The organism is Plebeiibacterium marinum, from assembly GCF_026013615.1.
Lineage (GTDB): Bacteria > Bacteroidota > Bacteroidia > Bacteroidales > Marinilabiliaceae > Saccharicrinis > Saccharicrinis marinus_A.
Genome location: NZ_JAPDPI010000058.1, coordinates 1 through 26,635 on the forward strand (window position 1 = coordinate 1; position 26,635 = coordinate 26,635).

A 26,635-nucleotide genomic window follows, 5' to 3' on the forward strand; every position below is an offset into this window, starting at 1 on the left:
CTACTTAAAAAACTAAATAAGTTAAAAGCCTGTAAAATGTATGTTTTACAGGCTTTTTTATTTTTTGTTATTTCAATATAATCTAATATAATTCAAAAGAAATTCTATCGTAATTGTGAGAGAATTTAAGATGCCCTCATAATTTATAAAGTTATGGGTCATTTGTATTTACTTATAATATTATTGCAATTCCTTTATTTAAAGCATCTTTATATTGATTATCATCAAACATATATAGATAAGGGGATCTATGAGCTCCAATTTTCTTTTTTTCATCTAGTTTTTTAATTATTCCTGTAGCGATAAGTTTTTTTCCAAAATTTCTTATGTCCAATTCTTTGTTTAAAATTGTTTCGTATAAAGAATGTATTTCAGGTAGAGTAAATTTTTTTGGTAAAAGCTCATATCCAATAGGATAGTGGTAAAGGTGTAAGCGAAGTGTTTTTAAAGCCGAATTTATCATATCTTTATGATCATAGAGCATGGGAGGTATGTTATCTACAGACCACCAAACACATTCTTCCATATAGGCATCTCCATTAGGTTGTACCTTTTCAAAATCTGTTAAAGTATAAAAACATATGGAAACAAAATAATCAAACATCCAATGTTTATCATCAATTATGATGTCTGATATATCACTTAATTTCTGAGGTGTGAAATCTGAATCTTTTGTTCTATCCGGACTACCAAATGCGCCAAATTGTTTAAGAAACAAGTTGTCTAAATTAGTTCTTTCTTTCGCAATCCTTTCTGCCGCATCAATAAGTGTCTCGGTTCTTTTTAAATATCCTCCCGGTAAAAGCCATTTATTAAATCCTTGTGGTCTTTGAAGAAGTACTTTTAACTCTTTATTGTGATAACCCAAAATTACATTATCAATAGAAATGTGTCTTAAATATAATTCTGATTGATCATAAACCGGATTGTTCATTAATATAGTATCAATTTGCATTTTTATTTATTAAGTGATAGAACAAATATAGAAATATTATAGCGTAATATTAACGGAATGATACAGCGTTTGTAACTTTTGTATGCTGTTTAATAATAGAAAGTGTGAATGAACACTAATTTAATAATCGTTATGTGTTAAAATAGTCAAAATATTTTATGTGTCCTCATACATTTACTCAATAATTTAATATGAAATTGATAATTTGAATTAATGGCATTAAGAGGTTTGTTAAAAAAATAAAAATAAATTATAAAAAATTAACTATTATAAAGGCCTGACAATAAGATTAGTGGGCGTTTTTGATGTTATTTTTAGTTGTTTCAATATGTAAAAAATACAGAATAGTAAAATATTTTTTCGTACATTGCGTAAAATTTACAGAATGAAACATATTTTTTAATTTTTCAGCAAATGATTAATCGTATGAAAAAAAGAATTTCGGTTTATGGATTTTCCCTTGTATTTCTAGGGATCTTCTTAATGTTATCATCTAAAATGATAGCTCAGGAAAAAGAGTCAACTGAGGTTGCAAAGAATGATACAGTTAAAGTAATTAATACTAAGGAGGAAAAGAATCGTAATGTGATGTTGAGTGCAGAAAGTGCAACAATGCCTCGTCAGTTGAATATTGGTCTTCCTTTTCAGGGTGATATTCTTATAATGGAGAATGATTTGCCTGTTGTATATACATTTTGGACACAAATGCCAACAACAGCATGGCGTTATGATCAGAGTATTGGTCGTATTGGTTTGATGTCTTTTCAAGAAGGGGCCTTAACTTTTGGAAAGGTTGGATATATGGTAACTTCCTGGGATCGTCAAGCAAGTCGAAAATTTAAAGGATTTGCATCAGTTTATACTTCAAATTATGGAACTCTAAGATATGATGTTAATATTTCAGGTCCTATTGGGAAAAAAGGTTGGGGATATACTGCAAGTATCTATGAAAATTATGAACATGGAAGTGGGACTAATTTTAAGTATACAAATTTTCAAGAAAGGGCAGAATTTTTTAAAGTGGGCTTAAATAAAAAGTATAAGAATGGTGAACTAAGTGTTTTGTATAAACATGCGGAAGTGACACCTTATGTTATGGGAGGATACTCTGTTTTACAATATGATGGTAAAGGCAAAACTAGTGAGATTGAGGATTTTAAAATTGGAAAAGATTCATATATTTTGGGAAGTGGTTTATTCCCATATTTTGATTATAATACAGGAGAGGCAAAAATGGGTGATTTAACAAGTGATGAAGCTTCTCAAAATCTTACAGATGCATTTTATTTAAATGGAGAGCATCGTTTTAAAAATAGCATGAAATTGAAGTACTCTGCTATGTATATGAAATCAAAGGCTGCATTAACTATTCAGTATCCACTTAGTATTAGCATTTCAGAAGCTTCAGAAAGTGATGTTACAGAAGTATATACATTATTTGGAACACAAAGTGATGTGAATAGTTCTACTTCTGCATATGATTACCCAGGGGAACAATATAATGGCGCTGTTCAGATGGTGTCCTCCCAATATTATCCACAGGTTGATATTAATACTTTTACAGCAAGGGCAGAGTTGATAAAAAAAGTTAAGAATCACGATTTACGTGGAGGTTTTACTTATCAGTATTATAGCGCTCCTATTGTTTTTAATAGTGGTGTGTATTATCAGACAGTAGAAGCAAATCCTCGTTTATTGAATCGTACTTATGCAATGGATTTGAGTGCTTATGGTATGGGAACAAGTTACTATCCGGTAACAGATGCTACAAATGGTGGTATTGCGGTTGCAGGAACATACAGCGACAATACCTACAGTAAAACTGCACTTTATTTATCTGATGATTTTACTGTAGGTAAGCGCTTTAATTTTGGGTTAGGTGCACGAATTGAACACGAGAATAATGAGGTAACAAGAAGTATTTATCCAAATGAATTTGTTCAGGATCGTTTATATACTGAAAAGTTTAAAAATAAATTTAATAAGGTTTTTATTGGTAATACAGTAGTTAAATTAACTAATAATTTTGGCCTTTTAGCAGATGCTACTTATAATAGTTGGTATAATCGTTATTGGGAAATTGATGATGCTACAGGAGCTGAAAATATTGCTAATGACAAAGATTTGATTGTAACGAACTTTGGTGGAGGTATTTATTGGAACCATGGGAAACTTTTTAGTTTGGTGTCGAAAATTACGAAAATCAAAAAAGAGAATAATATCGCAGAAGAAACGATTACAAGTGCAGCAGGTGAATCAGAAAGAGTATATCCAATTTTCTACGACATTGAAACTATGGGGTGGAGTACAGATATTATTTCCGAACCATTTAAGAATTTTAATATGCATCTTTTGTTTACTATTCAGGATCCTCGATATAAGGGATATAGCTATAGTACTCATTTTGATAATGGTGAACAATCTTATAATTATTCTGATAATGTTATACCGGATTTATCAAAAATACTTGCAGAAATTGATGCAAGTTACTTCTTGTTTAAGCGCGATGTTCGTTTATGGGCTAGTTTAAGATATTTTGGAGAGCAACAGGCAAATAAAATAAATACCATTTATTATGATGGTTGGTGGGAAAACTTTGGAGGTATCGATTACAATATGAGTCGTAACGTTACTTTGAAGTTCCAGGTTGTTAACTTCTTAGATCAAAGAGGTGTGAAAGGCGCATTAGTTGGTGGTGATCAGATAACTGATGCTTCAAGTTATGTGGGGCGTAAGCTTGTTGCAAGTGGTATTCGTCCAAGAACATTTGAATTGACTGCTACATTTAAATTTTAATAATATAATACATAATTAGGTAAGTGCGATATGAGTAATTGTACATACTTATATAATAAAAATTATTCTGTAACTATTAAAAAGAAAGATTATGAAAGTTTTGAAAAGTGTGATGATGATGGCATTTTTATTAGTAGCCACATCTGTAGTTAATAGCCAGGCTAAAGGAGATAATTCGGCAGAGGATTCTACTGTGAAAACAGAAATAGAAGATTTCTTTATTGGAACATGGAAACTTGATGTGTATGGATTGCCTCAAGGTGATGCTGTTATGACAATGGTTGTTGAAAAGAAAGAGGGGAAGCTAAGTGGTTGGTTAGGTGGTGAGAATGGAGAAGAACCAAATGAGTTTACAAAAATTGAAATAGAAAAAGAAACACTTTATGTGAGATTCCTTGGGGGAGGCTGGGATGTTCCAATGTACCTGGATAAAGATGGTGATGATGCAGTTATAGGAAGCATGAACGATATGTTTGATGTTGAAGGTAAGAAAAAGGTCGAAAAAGAATAATAAATATACCTTTTTTGAAAGATGCTGTCCCTCATATATGAGGGACAGTAAAATGTAAATTTGAATAACGCATATTAAATTTTATCTCAAATTATTAATCATGTCTCGAATTGCTTTTATATACCTAATCACGCTTTTAATTCTGGATTTTAATACATCTTTTGGGCAACGAATAGAAAAAGAAAATTGGTTTGATTCGTACAAACTTTCTACAGGAGTTTTTAATAATCCGCCTTTAGAGTATGCACCATTTACACGTTGGTGGTGGCCCGGTAACGATGTTACCCCAGAAGAACTGATTAGAGAGGTAAACCTGTTTGCCGACAATAACATTGGTGGTGTGGAGATACAGGCATTTGCTTTGGTAATGCCGGCCAAAGGCAAAGGTAGAGGTGCACGTATTATGACATATGATACGCCCGCTTATTACGAAAACCTTTCAAAGGTTATGGAAGAAGCAGCAAGCAGAGGTATGACAGTAGATATGACCAATGGTAGCGGTTGGCCTGCCGGAGGTACTCACCTTGAAGAAGAAGATAACAATCTTAGCCTCGAATACGGCATGATTGATATCCCGGCCGGTAACAGTTCAGCGTTAATGATACCTCGTGCAAATAAAGGCGATCGCCCTAATGCAAAATTAGTAGCCCTTTTAGCTGCAAAAGTTTTAAAGGATACTTCTGATGTGAACAAAACATTTTTATTGGATGCCAAATCCATAAAAAACATTACTCAAAATGTAAAGGACAGCCTTTTTCAATACACTGTAAATGAAAAAGGATGGAAAGCCATCGCCTTTTGGTCAATGGCTACAATGGAAAAACCGATGCTTATAGCACAAAGGGGCGGAGGTTTTGTAATGAACCATTTCGACTCTGTAAAAGTGGTTAAAAACTATGAACACTACTTTGGCGAACGCACCGGATTGAAAAAATATTTTGGAAAGCCTTTTAGAGCTGTTTTTAATGATAGCTATGAATTTAAGGCCGACCGCCATTTCTCTGACGATTTTATTGCAACATTTAATCAAAACAGGGGATACGATATCACACCTTACCTGCCATCAAATATCTGGTATGGCTACAACAATATGTATTATCGTATGGATAATCCCAATCAACAACCTGAATTTTCATTTGGTAAAGAAGATTGGCGCCTTCGTTATGATTATGACCTGACTTTAAGCGATGTAATCGGAAAACATCTATTGAAAGGCTCAGCCAATTGGGCAGCTTCAAAAGGATTGGTACACCGTACGCAAACATATGGGCCAAATATTGATATTATGGCAACTGCAGGTCTAGCAGATATTCCGGAGTGTGAAACCATGCAGTTTAACAAAGGCTCCGAAGGCGCATACAAGCTGATTACTTCGGGAGCTCACCTGTATAACCGTCCGTTGATTTCATGTGAATCAGCAGTATATATCAAAAGGGGAAATATGACAACCCCTCAAAAATTAAAACTGACTTTAGACAAAGTATTCGCGTGCGGTGTTAACCATGTAATCTGGCATGGTACACCTTATAAATATTTTCCGGGGGCATATCCAGAAGAAGGATGGTATCCATTTATGAATGCCTATCTGCCAATCAATTTCTCATCAAATCTGAACGAAAGCAATCCGTTCTGGAAATATATGAAAGACATTAATGGCTATGCCAAAAGGGCGCAGTATGTGCTTCGAAGCGGAAAGCCACAGGCAGACGTGCTTATTTATTATCCGTTCCTGAATTATAGCGAACACACAGCAAATCCAAACGAAATATTTTTGAACGGTTACATGAAAGAAGTGGAGCCAGCACTGCCTGCGGAAAACATTACAGCTTCATTTAACCGCGAGATTGACACAGAATGGCTTGATAAAGTATGGCCCTTAATAAACGAACTAAATGCACGTGGCATTACCTGGGATTGGATTAATGATGCTTCTATCCAAGAAATGTCTTTAAACGAAGATAAAAACCTGAACGTTCGTGGCAATGAATACCAATCGTTGATATTGTTCGATTTGCCATACATACAATTAAAAAGTGCTGAGAATATTAAGAAAGTAGCAAATGATGGCGCTAACATTCTTGTAGTGGGCAATTTGCCAGAAATTCAGCCAAGCTATAATAACTATCTTGAAAATGATAAATTAACAGCTCAGGCAATGGAAGATGCTGTAAAATCTCCATCGGTGAGACATTTTGAAGATGCTCAGGAAATAGCCAACTGGTGTTCTTCCATTAAACTTCCGGTTGCCAATAACGATAAATACAGCTTTATCCGCCAGGTGCGCAGGGTTATGGACGATGGAAGCATTGCCCAGTTCTTATGGAATACCAGCGACGAATATCAAAAGGTTCAATTAAAACTGGATAGTAAATTTAAATATGCTGCCTGGATGAATGCCGAAGATGGCAGCTTGCAGCCCGCTACAATTAACGAAGGTATGGTTGAATATCTGTTGCCACCGTTAAGCACTATCTTTATCTATGCAGGTAGTGAGCCAATTAAAGGTGTTAAATCTGAAGTTGCTACCGGATTTATTCCTGAAAATGCAACAGAAGTAGCTTCTTTGGAAAAATGGAATCTTGAGTGTGATTCTATTCAAATCAATGATACTTCACTTTTCGATTGGAAAAATAACGGGCAGATGAAGTACGCCATGAAAGAGGGGGCATATACTACAACCGTTAGTTTGAAAAAGCTTTCTAAAAAAGAAAAATATTTCATCGATTTAGGCAAGGTGTATTTCAGTGCTGATTTGGAAATCAATAGTAAAAAAGTTGGCACAAGATTGTATGCGCCTTTCAATTTCGACATAACAGGCTATCTTCAAAAAGGAGAAAATGATATTAAAGTAACCATAACACCAACACTTTATAATGGTTTTACAGGCAAAGCCAATCAGGGAATCAGGGAATATAAAAATTATAAAGACAGTGAATTAATGAGCCAGGGATTAATTGGCCCTGTAAGAATTTTAAAACAAAAATAATACTATAGGGATATGAATTTCAGATGGATACTGTGTTTAGGGGTGCTAGGAGTATGTATGGGTGCATTTTCGCAACAAAAGGTATTGCCTCAGTTGGGGAAAGACCCTGTAAAGGATATAATTGCGGCTATGACTCTTGATGAAAAGTTAGATATAATTAGGGGAACCGGGATGAAGTTTACTACACCCAATGCGCAAGGTACTGTCGCTGGAAATATTGGGGGGAAGGTTCCCGGTGCAGCAGGTAGTTCCCATGCAATTTCTCGTTTAGGTATTCCTGCTATTATTTTAGCAGATGGGCCAGCTGGTTTGCGTATTGACTCTGCCAGATTTGAAGATCCAGATTGCTATTATGCAACAGCTTTTCCAATAGCTACGGCATTGGCTTCAACATGGAATACTGAACTTGTAAATCAAGTTGGTAAAGCAATGGGTAATGAAGTGCTGGAGTATGGTGTAGATGTTTTATTAGCGCCTGGAATGAATATGCATCGCAATCCATTAGGAGGTCGTAATTTTGAGTATTATTCAGAAGATCCTCTTATTTCAGGAAAAATGGCTGCTGCCATGGTTAACGGCATTCAATCAAATGGAGTAGGTACTTCAATTAAACATTTTGCGGTAAATGATCAGGAATCAAATCGAAATGGAGTAGATGCTATTGTAAGTGAGCGTGCTTTAAGAGAAATATATCTTAAACCCTTTGAAATTGCTGTGAAAGAGGCTGATCCCTGGACAGTTATGTCATCTTATAATAAGATAAACGGAACGTATGCATCTGAAAATTATGATTTGTTGACAACGATCTTGCGTAAAGAATGGGGGTTTAATGGATTGGTAATGACAGATTGGTTTGCAGGTAGGGATTTTGCTGCACAGGTTAAAGCAGGGAATGATTTATTAATGCCAGGAAGAAAAAGGGAAGTTAGAAGTGTGTCTAAGGCTTTGAAAGAAAAGACTCTTGCAGAGGTAGAACTTGATAGAAATGTAGAAAAAATATTAAATGTGATTCTTCGTACTCCTGCTTTTAGAGATTATAAATATTCCAATGCGCCTGATTTAAATGCTCATGTATCCATTGCGCGTCAAGCAGGTTCTGAAGGTATGATTCTTCTTAAAAATGAAGATAGAACCTTACCTGTAAAAAGTACCAATATAGCATTATTGGGTAATGCATCATATGATTTATTTGTAGGAGGAACAGGAAGTGGTGAAGTATATAAAGCTTATACAATTTCTCTGTTTCAGGGATTGGAAGATGCGGGTTATGTATTAGATAAAGATTTGGAAAATAAGTATAAAGGGTATGTAGCTAAAGAGAATGCAGCTCGTCCTGAGCGTCAGTCGGTTTTAGATGTAGTTAAGCCAGTCGACGAAATGCATTTAGAAAATTCAGATTTAAATCAGTTAGCAGAGAAAAATGATATTGCATTAATTACAATAGGAAGAAATGCAGGAGAAAATAGCGATAGATGTGTAGAAACCGATTATTATTTTAATGAACATGAATTAAAACTGATTGAAAATACTTCAAAAGCTTTTCATAAAAAAGGAAAAAAAGTAGTAGTAGTATTAAATATTGATGCTGTTGTTGATGTTACAAAATGGCGTAATTGTGTTGATGGAATTTTAATATCATGGCAACCAGGGCAGGAAGCGGGTCATGCAATTGCTGATGTAATCAGTGGTAAGGTAAATCCATCAGGACATTTAACTACAACTTTTCCTTTGAATTACCAGGATGTTCCTTCTGCAAAATATTTTCCTGGTACACCTGCAGAAACGCCTGAAAAGACTATTTACAATGAAGGAGTTTATGTTGGTTATCGTTATTATAATACATTTAAGAAACAGGTTGCATATGAGTTTGGTTATGGGCTTTCATACACAAATTTCGATGTAAGAAAAGTAAAAGTTAATTCTGGCACTTTTGATAATGAAATCACAGTAAACTTAAAAGTTAAGAATTCAGGTAAAGTGGCAGGAAAGGAAGTGGTGCAGTTGTATCTTGCAGCTCCTGGTAAAACAATGGATAAGCCTGAAAGTGAATTAAAAAAATTCGTTAAAACAAAACTACTGCAGCCAGGAGAATCTCAGAATATAAGCTTTACGCTTAAATCTTCAGATTTGGCTTCATTTGACGAAGAACAATCAGCGTGGATTGCAGAGAGTGGTATATATACTATAAAAATTGGAGCTTCAAGTAAAAATATTCTGATGACTAAAACATTTACATTAAAAGAAGAAGTTAATGTAGAAAAAGTAAATAAGGTTTTGGTTCCTAATGAAGTAATTGAAAAGTTTAAACAATAAGTTAAGAAAAGATAAAAGTAAATTCAGAACAGATGAATCGAGCCATGATAGATTTATATGGCACAGGGTAATATTTATTATTGGCAAGTTTCATGTGTTCATTAAAGTGAAAAAATATACAAATGAAAATACATTGGATATTAGGTTTGGGTGTGATTTTATTTGCATCATCATGTAGTAACAAAAATACCAGTCCTCAATTGGGAGAGGATTCTGTAAAGGAGGTGATTGCCGCTATGACCTTAGATGAAAAGCTGGATATCATACGCGGGGCGGGAATGCCAACCGCAAATGGCGATGCTCCCGTAGTTGGGCATGTAACCGGAAAAGTTCCCGGAGCAGCCGGGAATACCAATCCGATTCCTCGTCTGGGAATACCCGCGCTTACTTTAGCCGACGGCCCTGCGGGCTTGCGTATCGATTCCGAAAGGGAAAACGATTCGAAACGCTACTATGCAACAGCATTTCCCACTGGTACCAGTTTGGCTTCTACCTGGAACACGGAATTAGTGGAGCAGGTTGGTCAGGCAATGGGAAATGAAGTGCACGAATATGGCGTTGATGTTTTATTGGCGCCGGGAATAAATATTCAGCGCAATCCCTTGGGGGGGCGTAATTTCGAATATTATTCGGAAGACCCGTTGCTGACCGGTAAAATGGCAGCTGCCATGGTAAACGGTGTGCAGTCGAACGGGGTGGGAACGTCAATTAAACACTTCGCTGTAAATGATCAGGAAACAGGGCGCTTTCGTATCGATGCGGTGGTTAGCCAAAGAGCTGCCCGTGAGATTTATCTGAAACCTTTTGAAATTGCTATCAGGGAATCGGATCCCTGGACTGTGATGTCTGCTTACAATAAGATTAACGGGACGTATGCCTCCGAAAGTTACGACTTGTTGACTACTATTTTGCGAGAAGAGTGGGGCTATCAAGGGATTGTTGTAACCGATTGGCTCGCCGGTCGCGACTATGCCGGGCAGGTAAAGGCCGGTAATGACTTACTCATGCCCGGACGCGTTAATGAGAAAACGAAAATACAGGAAGCCTTAACTGAAGGCAGGCTTACAGAAGCTGAACTGGACCGCAATATTGAGCGAATTCTGAATCTGGTGACAAAATCGCCAACATTTAAAGGCTATAAATATTCGGACAAACCGGATTTAAAGGCTCATGCGGCTCTTGCCCGTAAGGCAGCTGCCGAGGGAATGATTTTGTTGAAAAATGAAAAAGAAGCCCTTCCGCTAAAAGCGAAGAAGCTTGCTTTGCTAGGCAATACATCCTATAAACTAATAGAAGGCGGTAAGGGGAGCGGTCAGGTGAATAATGCCTATACCATTTCGCTTTTGCAGGGAATGGAAGAAGCCGGTTATTTGATCAACCCCGATTTGCAAAAGAAATATCAGGATTATATTGCATCAGCATCAACTGGTGATGATGCCGAACAAAGCTTTGCAGCAGTAAAACCGCTGGATGAAATTCAGTTTGATCAATCCGAACTGGATGAGTTGGCCAATGAAAATGGAGCTGCCATAATCACTATTGGCCGGCAGGTGGGCGAAGGTAGCGATCGTGATATTGAAACCGATTATTATTTAGTCCCTGACGAACTAAGCTTAATTAAGAATACTGCTAAAGCATTTCACGCCAAAGGAAAACCGGTTGTGGTTGTCCTCAATATCGGGGCTGCTATTGATGTTGCCAGCTGGCGCAATGATGTTGACGGGATTATTGTGGCCTGGCAACCAGGGCAGGAAGCCGGGTATGCCATTGCGGATGCTATCAGCGGAAAAGTTAATCCCTCGGGACGACTGACTTCAACTTTGCCCTTGCGTTACGAAGATGTCCCATCGGCAAGCCATTTCCCAGGTACGCCAGCTCGCAGACCGAAACAAACCATCTATAATGAAGGAATTTATGTGGGCTATCGATACTACAATACCTTTAACAAGCCGATTGCCTATGAATTTGGTTACGGACTTTCTTATACAACTTTTCAGTTTAGTGATTTGGAAATTAGCAGCGAGACTTTTGATGGCGAGTTAACTGTGAAGCTGGACGTAACCAATACCGGAGAGTTAGCCGGAAAGGAAGTCGTACAGCTTTATCTGGCGGCTCCTGCAAAAACGATGGATAAACCATCGGAGGAGCTCAAGGCATTTAAAAAGACTAAGTTGCTGAAACCGGGTAAAACGCAGAAGATTTCATTTACCATTAGCACTTCGGATTTGGCATCATTCAATCCCGACCGGTCTGCTTGGGTGGCTGATCCCGGGGTCTATACCCTGAAAATTGGTACATCCAGCAGAAAATTTGACATCTCGAAGACATTCACACTAGAAAATGAGATTGTAACAGAGGAAGTACATCAGGTATTAATGCCTCAGGAAATAGTCACGGAAATAAACCACAAACGATAATGAAAAAGAACGTTTTCCTTACCGGGGCAACAGGTAATATGGGTAAAGAGGGTTTGAAACAGTTGCTTGGACGCAGAGATAAATTTAATATTACAATATTGGTATTGCCAACAAAAAAAGATCGAAAGGCTGTTAAACCTTATCTAAATCAACCTGGGATAAATGTTGTATTTGGTGATCTTACTAATTACAATGATGTACTTAAATGTGTTTCAGGTGCTGATTATGTACTTCATGTAGGAGGTATGGTTTCTCCAGCTGCCGATTATTTACCAGAATTGACAACAAAGGTGAATATTGGAGCGGCAAAAAATATTGTGAAAGCGATTAAAGCTCAAGACGATCCGGATAAAGTGAAACTTGTTTATATTGGTACAGTTGCCGAAACCGGCGATCGAAATGCTCCTGTTCATTGGGGACGCGCAGGCGACCCGATCAAGATCAGTATCTACGATAATTACGCCCTGACAAAGGCTATTGCCGAACGGGAAGTCATTGAATCGGGCTTGAAATATTGGGTTTCCCTGAGACAAACAGGAGTGCTATATCCTGAGATTTTAAATAATCTTGATCCGATTATGTTCCATGAACCGTTGAATGGGGTTTTTGAGTGGGTAACAGCAAAGGATTCTGGCGTGCTGCTGGCTAATGCTTGTGAAGATAATGTGCCTGATGAATTCTGGTGTCGCATTTACAATATTGGAGGTGGTGAAGAATACCGTACAATGAACTGGGAGTTTATGCAAATGACCAATAAAGCATTGGGATTTGGAGAAATTCAAAAAGTATACGAAACTAAATGGTTTGCTACCCGCAATTTTCACGGACAATGGTATTCTGACTCTGATGAGCTGGAAAAATATCTTCATTTCAGAAGTGGTACACTGCAGGATTTTCTTGATGAAATGAGGAAAAAAGCGCCGTTTGGAACTAAGATAGCAAAACATCTTCCCAAGAAGTTCTTGAAAAATGCCATTTTTAAAAAAGAAGCTAAAAAGCCATTTGGAACACTTCACTGGATTAAGAACAACAACGAGCAAAGAATTTCAGCTTTTTTTGGCTCTAGAGAGAAATGGGAGTCTATACCGGATTGGGAACATTTCAAGTTTGAACAGGCTTCTCGTATGCCGGTAAAACTGAATCATGGCTATGACGAGAGCAAGCCGAAATCGGAATTAGATATTGAAGATATGAAACAGGCAGCTGAATTTCGTGGCGGAAAGTGTTTGTCGGAAAGCATGATCAAAGGAGATTTGAAAATGAAACTAAATTGGGAATGCGCTTTCGGCCACCAGTTTGAAGCAAGCCCAACTTTAGTGCTTTTAGGTGGCCACTGGTGTCCTGAGTGCATGCCAATACCATGGAATTATGATGAGGAGGCCAAAATAAATCCATTCTTTGCTCAGGTATGGAAACCTCTGCACGATGATGACGAAGCCAACGTCTACGATGAAAGTATTTTGAAATTTTAGTCCCCAAAACGATCAAATGAAACAGAAGATTTTTCTAGCTGCGTTGCTATTCTCATTTACGTCTTTTGTAGTTGCTGTGGCAGCACCGAAAGACTACTTCGTCGGCAAATGGGATGTGATGGTCTATGGTACCATTGGCGGTGATGAACAGATGATAATAGAGCTTAAACGCGTTGATGGCAAACTGGAAGGTGCCATTGTCGGGCCGACCGATGATATCAAACCTTTCTTCAAAATTGAGGAAAAGCCGGATACAGTGAAAGTTTACTTCAAACACCTGTTCTTTAAAGTCAACCTTCAACTTGGAAAAAAGGACGACACGCATGTGACAGGCCTTTTGCAGGAAAAATATGAGGCCAAGGGCGTTAGGATTGTTAAAAACTAAATTTATATGCTTATAAAAGCCATATTGTTTATTCTTTTTGCTTCATTTTCAGTTGCTTGTTTTGCTCAGGAAAAGAACAGGATTTTTGTGCTTACCGATATCGGAAATGAGCCTGATGATGCTCAATCGTTGGTGCGACTGTTGGTTTATGTCAATCAATTCAAGATTGAAGGATTGGCAGCAGTTACCTCTATCCACCAGCCAGATATCGTTGATCCAAATCGGATTGAAGAGATTGTAAACGCTTATGAAAAAGTCAGAGATAATCTTGAAAAACACGAAAAAGGCTTTCCTTATGCTGGTGAGCTAGTATCTGTAATTGCCACAGGTTCACCCATGTATGGCATGACTGCTGTTGGCAACGGGAAAAGCTCATTAGCATCAGAATCGTTGATTAAAGCTGTTGACAGAGAAGATGCAAAGCCATTGTGGGTTTTAGCCTGGGGCGGTACCAATGTCCTGGCTCAGGCCTTGTGGAAAGTCAGAGAGGAGCGTTCGCCCGATCAACTACAACAATTTGTTGCAAAACTACGGGTTTATGCCATCTCCGATCAGGATGATAGTGGCCCCTGGTTACGGAAGGAATTTCCGGACTTGTTCTATATCGTCAGTCCCGGGTTTAATCAATACGGAGCATACCATCATGCAAGCTGGAGTGGTATTAGCGGCGACAATTTTAATGCGCGTTGCGATGGGGCCGATTTTAGCCTGGTTACCAACGAGTGGCTTGAGGAGAATATTCGAAATAAAGGGCCATTGGGGGCTATGTACCCGCAATGGATCTATCTGATGGAGGGTGACTCCCCGTCATTTCTTTACTTAATCAATAACGGACTCGGTGATACTGAGCATCCCGACTGGGGAAGTTGGGGAGGACGATACGAGTATTATACACCACGTTTTCGAAAATGGCATGCTTGTGCAGAAACACGCCCTGTTTGGACCGATGCAGAAGATGAGGTAATGGGAATTGATGGACGATGGCACCAGGGGAACCATGAAACAGTGTGGCGTTGGCGCGAAGCCCTTCAGAACGATTTTGCCGCCAGAATGAATTGGACGGTCAAAGACTATAAGGAAGCTAATCACCCGCCGGTTCCGGTTGTTGAGCAGGAGCATGTTTTTTCAGCTAAACGGGGGGAACGTGTTACTTTAAGTGCGGTTAATTCTTACGATCCCGACGGTGATCCGCTTTCGTATGAATGGTTTTTCTACGATGAGGCTGGCACGATGCCGCTGTTTAATCCACCCGGAGTTCCTGTTAAAATAGTGAAAAGTAATCAACCTGAGGCCTGGTTCAGGGTTCCGAAAGCTGACCGAGTTGGTACAATACACGTGGTGCTGGCAGTAACCGACTCCGGCAAACCTCGATTGACCCGTTATCAGCGGATAATTATCAATGTAGAAGAGTAAAACGAATCATTCGGTAAGGTTAAAAATCAAGCTTATTACCGTTTAAATAAAATCTAAGAATGAAAGTTTATATAATTGGAGGAACAGGATTACTAGGTTCGGCAAGTTCATCAGAATTAATTAAGCGCGGGCATCGTGTTCGTTCGGTGGCCTTACCACCAGTACCTGAAAATTCAGGTATTCCAAAAGAAATGGAATTGGTCTTTGGCAATTACATGACCATGAACGACGATGAAATACGTGAGCAAATGACTGGCTGTGATGCTTTGGTGTTTGCAGCCGGGGTTGACGAGCGGGTTGAATTTCCGGCCCCGGTTCTGGATGCCTATATCAAGTTTAATGTTACACCGGTTGAGCGGTTATTGCGTATTGGTAAGGAAACAGGTATAAAACGAGCTGTAATTATGGGATCGTATTTTGCTCATTTTGCAAAAAAATGGCCTCACATGAAGTTAACAGAGAAGCATCCTTATATTAAAAGCCGCATTTTACAGGAAGAAGCTGCATTGGCATTCAACGGAGATGGAATGGATGTGATGATATTGGAACTGCCATATATTTTTGGTACACAACCAGGACGTAAACCAGTATGGACATTCCTTGTTGAGGCTATTAGAAAAATGAAGGGATTTACTTTTTATACTAAGGGAGGAACAACAATGGTTACAGTAAATCAGGTAGCTCAAGCTGTTGCAGGAGCATTAGAAAATGGAAATGGAGGCACTTGTTATCCGGTTGGTTGGTATAATATGACTTGGAAAGAGATGTTGGCTATTTTTCATAAATACATGGGATTGTCTGATAGAAAAGTAATTACAATACCATCCTTCCTTTATAGAATGGCCGGGAAAAAAATTATGAAGGATTTTAAAGCAAAAAACATTGATTCAGGATTGGATATGGTAGCATTTACCAAAATACAAACCTCAAGAACCTTTATAGACAGATCTTTGATTGAGAAAGAATTAGGAGTGCTGGAAGATGATGTTGATGTGGCTATTGGTAGTTCTGTAGAGTTATGTTTGGATGCTTTAGATGGAACGCAGAAATTAATAGAAATGAAAGCCGAATAGTTAATCAAAATTTGTATAGTAGTATGAAAAGAGTTACGTATATCACTTTATTAGTTTTTGTTGTATCATTTTCTAGTGGGCGAGCAAAAAGTACTGAAGATAATCAAAAGGGAAAAGACCAAAGTGTGAATCATAGTAGACAAATACTAACAGATAGTAGACAGCTTTTTGATAATGATTGGAAATTTAAACTAGGTCACTTCCCGAATGCAGGAGCAAAAAGATTTTCAGATGAGAAAACATGGAGAGAAGTAGATTTACCTCACGATTGGAGCATTGAAGGATTAATTAAGCAAGAAAACTCTACAGGTTATGATGGAGGTTTCTTTCCGGCCGGAGAGGGGTGGTATAGAAAAACGTTTCATGTTCCATCTGATTGGGGTAGCAAGCGGGTATCTATTTATTTTGAAGGTGTTTATATGAATTCAAAAGTGTATGTGAATGGAAATCTATTAGGAACTCACCCTTATGGTTATACATCATTTCGTTACGATCTGACACCTTACTTGTATTTTGGGAAAAGGAATACGATAGCTGTTTATGTGAATAATTCGGAACAAGAAAATTGCAGATGGTATAGTGGCTCAGGTATTTATAGGCATGTGTGGCTTGAATTAAAAAATCGTGTTCATATAGATCAGTGGGGTGTATCTATAACAACACCTGAAGTTTCTCAAAAAGCAGCGAAAATACAGGTTAAATCCCTTATAAAAAATGAGACGGATACAATACAATTAATTACAGTTTTAACAAAAATAGTAGATAAGAACAAAATAAATGTAAGTACAGGACAACTAAACTTACAGATAGAGGCCCAAAGTCAAAGGGAAGTTGTTCAGAACTTTACTGTGAAAAAGCCGTGTCTGTGGACTCCAGATACCCCAAACCTGTACAACGCAGAAGTTGATGTGCTCATGGGAGATGAAGTCATCGATCAGACGGATAATAAATTTGGGATACGATCAATAAAATACAGTGTTGAAAATGGATTTGAATTGAATGGAACAAAACTGCTTTTAAATGGAGGATGTGTCCATCATGATAATGGATGCTTGGGAGCGAAAGCCTATGACCGAGCCGAAGTTCGAAAAGTTGAATTGCTAAAAGGCGCAGGATTCAATGCGGTGCGTACATCACATAATCCTCCATCAGAAGCCTTTTTAAATGCCTGCGACAGTCTCGGTCTTTTAGTTTTGGAAGAAGCTTTTGATGGCTGGAAAAATCCCAAAACTCCTTATGATTATTCCATGTACTTTGATGATTGGGCTCAACAGGATTTAGAATCAATGGTTTTACGAGATAAAAATCACCCGTCAGTCATAATGTGGAGTATTGGGAATGAAGTTTTTGAAACAATTTGGTTGGATCCGGGATCTGTTGAAAGAATAGAAAAACTGGCCAATATTGTTCGTCAGCTCGATCCATCGCGGCCAGTAACCTGCGCAATAACAACATGGGGGAAAGAGTGGAATTTATTTGATTCATCATTTAAACCCCTCGACATTGGAGGATATAATTATCAATTGCACAATGCTATTTCGGATCACAAACGTGTTCCCGAGAGGATTATTTTGGGTACTGAATCATATCCGAAAGAGGCTTTTAAAATGTGGAATTTAGTCAAGAATAACAACTATATCATTGGAGATTTTGTGTGGACAGCAATGGATTATTTAGGCGAATCAGGTATCGGTCGTTATTACTACTATCCTCAAGAGAAGGGGGGTGAACATGGTGCTAAAAATTCATTTCCTTTTCACGGGGGATATAGTGGGGATATAGACATGACTGGATGGCGAAAACCGATCTCTCATTACCGGAATATATTGTATAATGATACTGAAAAATTGTATATGGCAGTTCGGGAGCCAAACCCAATTGATGGAGAAATAAGGCTTACAGATTGGGCGGTATGGCCGGCATGGGAAAGTTGGACATGGCCCAGGCACGAAGGAGACAGCCTGGAAGTCGACGTATATTCAAAATGCACCGGTGTTCAACTTTACTTAAACAACAAACTTATCGGTGAACGAAAAATGTCCTTAGACAATGAGTATAAAACAACATTTACTGTGCCCTATAGTCCGGGCGAACTAAAAGCTATTGGTATTGATGGAGAAAAACATTACGAACAAGTGTTGCAGACATCAGGTGAAGCAACAAGTATTCGATTGACTGCAGATCGTTCTACTATTTTGGCGAATAATCAAGATTTGTCTTTTGTTAGGGTAGAGGTAACCGATAAATTCGGGAATATTCAACCGAATGCGAATAATCAGCTTACGTTTAATGTTGAAGGTCCAGGTATAATTGCTGGAACAGATAATGCCAACCTGAGAGATGTTACTCCTTATTTTAGTGAGACCCGGAAAGTATGGCATGGCAAGGCCTTAGTCGTTATAAAAAGCACTGGAAACCCCGGTCAGATAATTCTGAAAGCAAGCTCTCCTGGACTTCAGGATGTCTCTTTAATTATAAATTCTCAATAGATGTAGTGGATTTTAGTTAAGCCTGAATTTTAAAATACAAAAGGTTTATCAGCATAGAAGCTAGATTACAAGGTCATAAAGCATCGATTGTATTGTTTTTTTATGAACGAGTGGTACAAAAGAGGTTAATTTTTAAAATACAAACCAGCAATGAAATTGATAAAAATATTGTCTATAATTGGGATTATAATACTGTGTGATTTGCCAGTTCAGGCACAGCAAGTATATCATCTTCGGGTTGAGTCAGCGATAAATCCGATTGGAATCGAAAAACAACATCCGGCTTTAAGTTGGATGATTGATGCGAGCAAAAACAATGTAGAACAAACTGCCTATCAGATTTTGGTAGCTTCTTCTCCTGAAAAACTTACTCCAAAAGATGCCGATTATTGGAATTCAGGTAGGGTCGAGTCTGATGAATCAGTATTTGTAAGCTATGATGGAGATTCACTAAAAAGCGGTCAACAATGCTTTTGGAAAGTCAAAGTGTGGACAAATAAAGGCAAATCCGATTGGAGCCCGGTTGCAAAATGGAGCATGGGGTTGTTGGAAAAGTCAGATTGGAAAGGTGAATGGATTGGACTCACCAAATTTTTTCCGGGTGATACCCTGGCAACGCATTCCCGTTTGGCTGCCCGTTATTTCAGGAAAGAGTTTACAACTAAAAAGAAAGTCCGAAAAGCGACTGCCTATATCATTGGTATCGGCATGTACGAATTCTATATCAACGGGCAAAAGATTGGAAATCAGGTTTTATCGCCCGGGCCAACCGATTTTACGAAAGATGTCCGGTATAACACCTTCGATGTAACGGATAATCTTCTGAAAGGGAAAAATGCGATTGGTACTGTGTTGGGAAATGGCCGTTACTTTTATATGCGGCAAGGAGTTGATTTCCTGAAATCCCGCGAACGTCTTCCAAAAATGATGTTTCAGCTCGACATTGAATATGCCGACGGAAGCAATTCTCTGATTGTGAGTGATAATTCGTGGAAAGTTACAGCCGACGGGCCAATACGCAGCAATAACGAATACGATGGTGAGGAATATGATGCCCGCAAGGAATTGACAGGCTGGACAAAGCCCGGGTATAACGCCGCAAACTGGCTGGATGTTGATTTGGTGCCGGCTCCTTGTGAGAACCTTCTTTCTCAAACCAATGAGAATATGATTGTTCACGAAATAGTGAAGCCTATTTCTATTAATCAATTGCCCAATGGAAGTTACGTTCTGGATATGGGGCAAAATATGGCGGGCTGGCTCAAATTTAAAGCCACCGGAACGAGGGGTGATACAATTACAATGCGCTTTGCAGAAACATTGAAGCCGGATGGAACTTTATATACCGCGAACCTTCGTAGTGCCAAGCAAACAGATATCTATGTCATGAAAGGAAATGGCTTGGAGCAATGGGAACCCACATTTGTTTATCACGGCTTCAGATACGTTGAAGTAAACGGCTTCCCAGGAATTCCTACCGTGGATGATTTTGAGGGAAAGATTATCTATGATGGTTTCCCGACGATTGGTTCATTCTCCTGTTCTGATACTTTACTGAACCGGATTTATGAAAATGCCTGCCGAACGACACGGAATAATTATAAGGGAATGCCTGTTGACTGTCCGCAACGCGATGAACGTGACCCGTGGTTGGCCGACTGGGCAACCACTTCGTTGGGGGCAAGTTATACGTTCGATATTGAAAGGCTTTACGTCAAATGGATGGATGATATGCAGTTTTCGCAGCGTCCGAGAGGGCAAATGCCCGATATTACCCCGGAGCCCGGATGGACAGGTATTAAAGACAATATGACCTGGCCGGGCACCTACCTGCTGATTGGAAATTTGCTACTGACGCAATTCGGAAACAAAGAGGTAATTGTGAAACATTACCCCTCTATGAAAAAGTGGTTGTGGTATATGAAAGGGAAATATCTGAAAGAGCATATCATGGTCGCAGATAGATTTGGCGATTGGTGTGTTCCTCCCGAGTCTATGGAACTGGTTCACTCAAAAGACACTGCGCGAACGACTGATGGAGCGTTGATCGGTACTGCCTATTTTTATCACTTTCTGCAAATGATGAGCTCTTTTGCTGAAGTAAGTGGAGACACAGCTGATGTTGAAGAATACAAAACCCTGGCAGCAGACGTACGCAAAGCATTTAATGCAGAATATTTTGATGTCAGCAAGCACCAGTACGGAAATAATACGGTAACCTCGAATTTGTTGCCTCTGGCTTTCGGAATGGTTGATCAAGATGTTGAAGGCCTTGTTTTTGAGCAGATGATTCATAGGGTAATCAATCAGGATAATAGCCACATAAGTACAGGTTTGATTGGCACTCAGTGGTTAATGCGCGAATTAACGAAAAGGGGCCGTGTCGATCTGGCTTTTACCATTGCAACTCAGAAAGATTATCCAAGTTGGGGATATATGGTGGAAAAGGGAGCAACAACCATTTGGGAACTTTGGAACGGCGATACGGCTGATCCTTCCATGAACTCCCGCAATCATGTTATGCTTTTGGGCGATTTAATTGCCTGGATGTATCAGGATTTAGCCGGATTGAAAAGTGCTGATGGATATCCCGGATTTAAAAAGTTATGGATGGAACCACAGGTTGCGGGTAATTTAAACTCGGCTAAAGCTTCAACTTTTACACCTTATGGAACAGCTGAAAGTGATTGGACAGTGCAAGATGGTCAGTTTACATGGCATGTAACGATACCGGCAAATACAAAAGCACAAATCCTTATTCCAGCCCAATCGGTTGGTCAAATTACCGAATGCGGGTCTCCTATAACTAAGATCGAAGGAGCAAAATATGTCGGAAAAACCAATGGTAGGATTCAGCTTGAGATTGGTTCGGGCAGCTACACTTTTATCTGTAAATACAACGGAAATATTAATGATTAAACAATGGCTATGAATCAATTCATAAGAAAAGCAGGTATTCTGTATGGGATGACAATGCTGCTGTCAAGTATGGTATATGCACAGGATCTACCATTCTGCATTAGTTTACAAACCAATGAGTTCTATACGCCGCCTGTAGAGAAGGACTTTCAATTAAACAAGCCTTATGTCCCTTATGTCAAGGTGTTTCTTCCCGAAAAAGAAAAGGCTACAGGCCGCGCAGTAGTGATTTGCCCGGGAGGAGGATACGGCATGGTTGCTTTTGGCCACGAAGGAACTCGTTGGGCTGGTTTTTACAACGATTTGGGCATTGCTGCTATTGTTGTGAAATACCGGTTGCCGCATGGGGATTACAAAATTCCCGTAAGTGATGCGGAAACGGCTATGCAGATTGTGAAGGACAGTGCTGATGTTTGGAACATCAATAGGGATGATGTAGGGATCATGGGCTTTTCAGCCGGAGGACATTTGGCTTCAACTATTGCGACCCATACTGATTCGGTTTTAAGACCCAATTTTCAAATCCTTTTTTATCCGGTAATCACGATGGATAAATCGTATACCCATTTGGGGTCGCACGATAGTTTCCTTGGGAAGGATGCCAGTAAGGAAATGGAAGATTTGTTCTCGAACGAAAAGCAGGTAACCGCCAGTACACCTCCTGCATTTATTACATTGGCTGCCGATGATAAAGTAGTACCTCCCACAAATGGGATAAACTACTTTCAGGCCTTGATAAAAAATAATATTTATGCAACACTCCATGTTTATCCAATTGGTAATCATGGATGGGGCTATCGCAGAAGTTATAGGTTTAATCAGGCTATTTTAGATGAATTAACCTTGTGGTTGGAGAATATTGATAAGAAAAAAAAATAAGAATATGACAAAACTAAAATCAATTTTACTGAGTGTGCTGTTGTTCGTTGTAATGGTGTCAAATGCCCAGCAGATTAACCCGGATTTGCTGACAAAGGCATGGCGAGCATACTGGATTACGGTTCCAAATGAATTGCCGGGTGATTATGGTGTATATCGATTCCGAAAGGATGTTACGCTAGATGAAAAGCCGGAAGAATATATTGTTCATGTTTCAGCGGATAATCGGTATAAACTCTATGTAAATGGGCAACTGGCGTCAGTAGGGCCTGCAGCAGGAGATAAAAATAACTGGAATTTTGAGACTTTAGATATTGCTCCCTTTTTGCAAGAGGGAGTTAATGTAATTGCTGCTGTGGTTTGGAATGAGGGGAAATACAGGGCTGTTGTGCAAACATCACAAACAACAGGTTTTATTTTGCAGGGTAACAGCCGCAAAGAGTATGATTTTAATACCAATTCGAAATGGTTTTGCAACAAAGATGAAGCCTATCAGCCGCTCGCGCAAAAAGTAGTTGGTTATTATGCCCTTGGGGCTGGAGAGATGGTCGATATGAACCAGTCGCCGACCGATTGGATGGCTTCTGATTGCTCGATGGAAAATTGGCTCAAAGCCAAACAGATTACTCCCGGAGTGACCAAGGCATCGACTACACTTATTTCAAGTCCTTGGCTTTTAGTTTCTTCTGAGATACCTCCGGTAGAATTAACACAACAGCGGCTTGCACGAGTCTGCAAGGCAAAAGGTGTTTCAGTTCCAAAAACATTTCCCGTAGAAAAGTCTAAAATCACGGTTCCATCCAATAGCCAGATTCAGTTATTGTTGGATCAAAACTTTTTGACAAACGCTTACCCAACCCTGGAATACAGCAAAGGAAAAGATGCTGTTGTTTCAATGAAATACGCAGAAGCTTTGTACGATAGTGTAATGGTGAAAGGGAACAGAAATGAAATTGAAGGGAAGAGCTTTATTGGGAGAGAGGATCAAATTATCTGTAATGGTCTGGACAATCAACAGTATACGCCGCTTTCATGGCGAACCTATCGTTACCTGCAAATTGATATTCAAACCAAAAATGAAGCACTTGTTTTGGACGATATTTATGGAACTTTTATTGGATATCCGTTTAAGAATAATACAACTTTTCAGTCGGACTTGCCGTTGTTGGACAGTATACTGAAGATAGGTTGGCGTACAGCTCGGTTATGTGCGGTTGATACTTATTTCGATTGTCCGTACTATGAACAATTACAGTATATAGGTGATACGCGTATTCAAATGATGGTATCGTATTTCAATAGTGGCGACGACCGTTTGGCACGCAACGCGATTAATCTGATTGATAAATCACGTTTACCAGAAGGAATTACACAGAGCCGTTATCCTTCAGAGAAACTTCAAATTATTACGCCTTTTTCGCTTTTGTGGATTGGCATGGTGTCCGATTATTACCACTATCGTCCGGATGTAGACTTTGTGAGTTCGAAGTTAATGGGGATTAGACAAATTTTAGCCTTTTATTCAAATTATCAGCAGGAAGATGGCAGTGTGAAAGGTTTACCTTATTGGAATTTTACGGACTGGGCTGAAAATAAGTCTTCCAAATGGCGGGTAGGTGCTCCACCGGTAAGTAAACAGGGCTACTCTTCAGTTATCGATTTTCAACTTTTGTGGGCTTTACAGCTCGCCTCTGAACTAGAGAGGGATTTAGGTAAGGTGTGCCTGGCAGATGAATATCAGCAGAAAGCTGAACGCTTACAACAAACAATCAAGGATAAATACTGGAATGATGAACGAAAAATGTTTGCAGATACGGATGAGCGTAAATATTTCTCGGAGCATGCAAATGTGTTGGCCATTTTAACCGGAACTATTTCAGATGCCGATGCAACTAACTTATTCAAGCGAATTATCGATAATCCGGATCTGACTCAGACGTCTATTTATTTTAAATATTACCTGAATCAGGCAATGGCAAAAGCAGGGCTTGGCAACGAGTACTTAAATCACCTCGATATTTGGAAAAAGAACATTCAGCTAGGCATGACAACCTGGGGTGAAGATTCTCAAGTTGAAAGAACCCGTTCGGATTGTCATGCTTGGGGAGCTAGCCCGAATATCGAATTTTTCCGCACCGTCCTGGGAATCGATTCCGATGCACCCGGATTTTCGAAAGTGAAGATTGAACCACATTTAGGAGTCCTAACAAAAGCTAGTGGCTCTATTCCTCATCCGAATGGAATAATATCTACTAGTTATTTTAAAAAGAAAGATAAATGGATTGTGGAAATAATATTACCAGAAGAAGTACATGGAACTTTTATCTGGAAAGGGAATAAATATATAATTAATCCGGGAACAAATAAATGGGTGTTGGAATAAGATAAGATATGAAATGTAAACTTCTATGAAAAAAATAATAATATTATTATTGAGTTCGTTTGTTTTTTTGATTTCACAAAAAGCTGTAGCTCAGCGAGACTCTATTCATGTTGGATTTGTTATGGCAAATCTTTATAGTGAAAGATGGCAAAGAGATATGACTTTTTTTAAGGAAAGATTAAATCAACTTGGAGCTAAAGTAACATTTGTAGATTGTTTTGATAATGAGGAGCAACAGATTAAAGCTGCACAGAAATTGATAAATATGCAAGTTGCGTGCCTGGTGGTTATTCCTGTTAATTCAAGAAATACAGAAATTGTGAGCATTGCAAAAAGTGCGAGTATACCAATTGTTTCATATGATAGATTTATTCTTGATCCAAATTTAGATTTATGTGTTACGTATAACAGTATTTCTGTAGGTAAATTAATGGCAGAAAGTGTTAACGCAAAATTACCTAAAGGTAATATACTTTATGTTGGTGGGCCTACAAGTGATTATAATAGCTCATTGGTTCGAAAAGGAGTATTTTCTGTATTAAATAATTTTCAGCAAAATTATACAATAAGTGCAATTCGTACTCATGATTGGAATGAGATGGATGCATTTTTAACTGTTCAGAAATTTGTTGAAAAACATGGTTATATACCAGATGCAATAATAAGTGCATCAGATGTTCTTACTAAAGGTATTCTTTTGTTCCTGGAAGCTGAAGCTGATGGGAAAAAAGTATTGTTAACTGGTCAAGATGGTTCTACAGAAATTTGTAAAGAAATTTTAAATGACAGGGTTTTAATGACAGTTTATAAACCCAATAAAGAACTTGCATATAAAACAGCAGAATCGGTGATTAAACTTTTAAATAAGCAGACTTTATTGATGAATAATGATGCTAATAATATGTTTTTAGATGTTCCAACAGTAATGATGGAACCCTCTGTTTTAACAAAAGAAAATGTTGTAGAGGTTATCGGGCAGGCTATTATATCAAATAATTAAAATAAAAGAGTTTAGTAATATGCAAATGCACTGGAAAAAAAATGTGAAGAAAATAATATGGTTGTACCATCAATTACACGACTTAAATCAGGACCATTAGGAGGTGATCAACAGTTAGGCGCTTTAATTTCGGAACAGAAAGTTGGGATGCTTATTTTCTTTTGGGATCCGATGCAACCACAGCCTCATGATGTTGATGTAAAAGCACTATTGAGAATATGTGCTTTGTATAATGTAGTTACAGCTACTAACAGGGCAACGGCTGATTTTATCGTGTCAAGTACTTTATTTCACCAAGATTATAAACCAATAATAAAGGATTATAGGTCTTATGTAAATCGTGTTGTATAGATTTACATATTAGTTGTGAATGCAATAAATTTGGATTTAAGCATAGTTAAATCTCGTTTGTATTAGTTTGTGTTTGATTACCAAAAGTGCTAAGCTTTTGGTAATCATTTAGCAGTTTAATTAAAATGTAGGTTATGAAATGTAGGGAAGATAGTATTGCGATTAGTTCATGTTTGGATTTGATCGCTGCTTGTCAAAATAAAAGAATTGAGCATTATAGTATTTTCTCAATGACAGGTAAATGTGTTATGAACAGTTTACGTGAACAACTGACTATGTATTTTCAACAAACC

General features: G+C 38.4%; 16 protein-coding genes. 15 read left to right on the top strand and 1 reads right to left on the bottom strand.

What is annotated here, in order from left to right; all coding sequences use genetic code 11:
• Window positions 1–172 precede the first annotated feature (172 nt).
• Window positions 173–955, bottom strand: coding sequence for an NUDIX hydrolase (locus OM074_RS19060; RefSeq protein ID WP_301202189.1), 783 nt, complete (start codon window positions 953–955; stop codon window positions 173–175).
• Between the two features lie 426 nt (window positions 956–1,381).
• On the opposite strand from OM074_RS19060, the gene OM074_RS19065 reads away from it, so the two are divergent.
• The 15 genes from OM074_RS19065 (at window position 1,382) to OM074_RS19135 (ending at window position 26,342) form a co-directional block, all read left to right on the top strand.
• Window positions 1,382–3,751: a porin family protein gene (locus OM074_RS19065; RefSeq protein ID WP_301202190.1), complete on the top strand. Its 2,370-nt coding sequence runs from the start codon at window positions 1,382–1,384 to the stop codon at window positions 3,749–3,751.
• A 91-nt stretch (window positions 3,752–3,842) separates the two neighbouring features.
• Complete coding sequence (locus OM074_RS19070; RefSeq protein ID WP_301202191.1) at window positions 3,843–4,262, top strand: hypothetical protein; 420 nt, start codon at window positions 3,843–3,845, stop codon at window positions 4,260–4,262.
• A gap of 100 nt (window positions 4,263–4,362) precedes the next feature.
• On the top strand, window positions 4,363–7,248 hold the full coding sequence (locus OM074_RS19075) for a glycosyl hydrolase (RefSeq protein WP_301202192.1): 2,886 nt from the start codon (window positions 4,363–4,365) through the stop codon (window positions 7,246–7,248).
• Window positions 7,249–7,260: 12 nt separating this feature from the next.
• Window positions 7,261–9,561: a glycoside hydrolase family 3 N-terminal domain-containing protein gene (locus OM074_RS19080; RefSeq protein WP_301202193.1), complete on the top strand. Its 2,301-nt coding sequence runs from the start codon at window positions 7,261–7,263 to the stop codon at window positions 9,559–9,561.
• A 122-nt stretch (window positions 9,562–9,683) separates the two neighbouring features.
• Window positions 9,684–11,978 (top strand): beta-glucosidase, encoded by a 2,295-nt coding sequence (locus OM074_RS19085; RefSeq protein ID WP_301202194.1) that lies wholly within the window; start codon window positions 9,684–9,686, stop codon window positions 11,976–11,978.
• Window positions 11,978–13,450, top strand: a complete 1,473-nt coding sequence (locus tag OM074_RS19090) for an NAD-dependent epimerase/dehydratase family protein (protein ID WP_301202196.1) — start codon at window positions 11,978–11,980, stop codon at window positions 13,448–13,450. The genes OM074_RS19085 and OM074_RS19090 overlap by 1 nt, the downstream gene beginning before the upstream one ends.
• 16 nt (window positions 13,451–13,466) lie before the next feature.
• Window positions 13,467–13,835, top strand: a complete 369-nt coding sequence (locus tag OM074_RS19095; RefSeq protein ID WP_301202198.1) for a hypothetical protein — start codon at window positions 13,467–13,469, stop codon at window positions 13,833–13,835.
• A gap of 6 nt (window positions 13,836–13,841) precedes the next feature.
• A complete protein-coding gene (locus OM074_RS19100; protein ID WP_301202199.1) occupies window positions 13,842–15,248 on the top strand; it encodes a DUF1593 domain-containing protein in 1,407 nt (468 codons plus the stop codon).
• A 59-nt stretch (window positions 15,249–15,307) separates the two neighbouring features.
• A complete protein-coding gene (locus tag OM074_RS19105; protein WP_301202200.1) occupies window positions 15,308–16,321 on the top strand; it encodes an NAD-dependent epimerase/dehydratase family protein in 1,014 nt (337 codons plus the stop codon).
• A 23-nt stretch (window positions 16,322–16,344) separates the two neighbouring features.
• Window positions 16,345–18,810 (top strand): glycoside hydrolase family 2 TIM barrel-domain containing protein, encoded by a 2,466-nt coding sequence (locus OM074_RS19110; RefSeq protein ID WP_301202201.1) that lies wholly within the window; start codon window positions 16,345–16,347, stop codon window positions 18,808–18,810.
• A 150-nt stretch (window positions 18,811–18,960) separates the two neighbouring features.
• The gene (locus tag OM074_RS19115) at window positions 18,961–21,729 is read left to right on the top strand and encodes an alpha-L-rhamnosidase (RefSeq protein ID WP_301202204.1); all 2,769 of its coding nucleotides are present in this window, start codon (window positions 18,961–18,963) and stop codon (window positions 21,727–21,729) included.
• Window positions 21,730–21,738: 9 nt separating this feature from the next.
• On the top strand, window positions 21,739–22,608 hold the full coding sequence (locus OM074_RS19120; protein ID WP_301202205.1) for an alpha/beta hydrolase: 870 nt from the start codon (window positions 21,739–21,741) through the stop codon (window positions 22,606–22,608).
• 4 nt (window positions 22,609–22,612) lie between these two features.
• Window positions 22,613–24,991 (top strand): alpha-L-rhamnosidase-related protein, encoded by a 2,379-nt coding sequence (locus OM074_RS19125; RefSeq protein ID WP_301202207.1) that lies wholly within the window; start codon window positions 22,613–22,615, stop codon window positions 24,989–24,991.
• 25 nt (window positions 24,992–25,016) lie between these two features.
• Window positions 25,017–25,991 carry a substrate-binding domain-containing protein gene (locus tag OM074_RS19130; protein WP_301202209.1) on the top strand — a complete coding sequence of 325 codons (975 nt, stop codon included), beginning with the start codon at window positions 25,017–25,019 and terminating at the stop codon, window positions 25,989–25,991.
• Between the two features lie 57 nt (window positions 25,992–26,048).
• Window positions 26,049–26,342 (top strand): methylglyoxal synthase, encoded by a 294-nt coding sequence (locus tag OM074_RS19135; protein ID WP_301202210.1) that lies wholly within the window; start codon window positions 26,049–26,051, stop codon window positions 26,340–26,342.
• Window positions 26,343–26,635 lie beyond the last annotated feature (293 nt).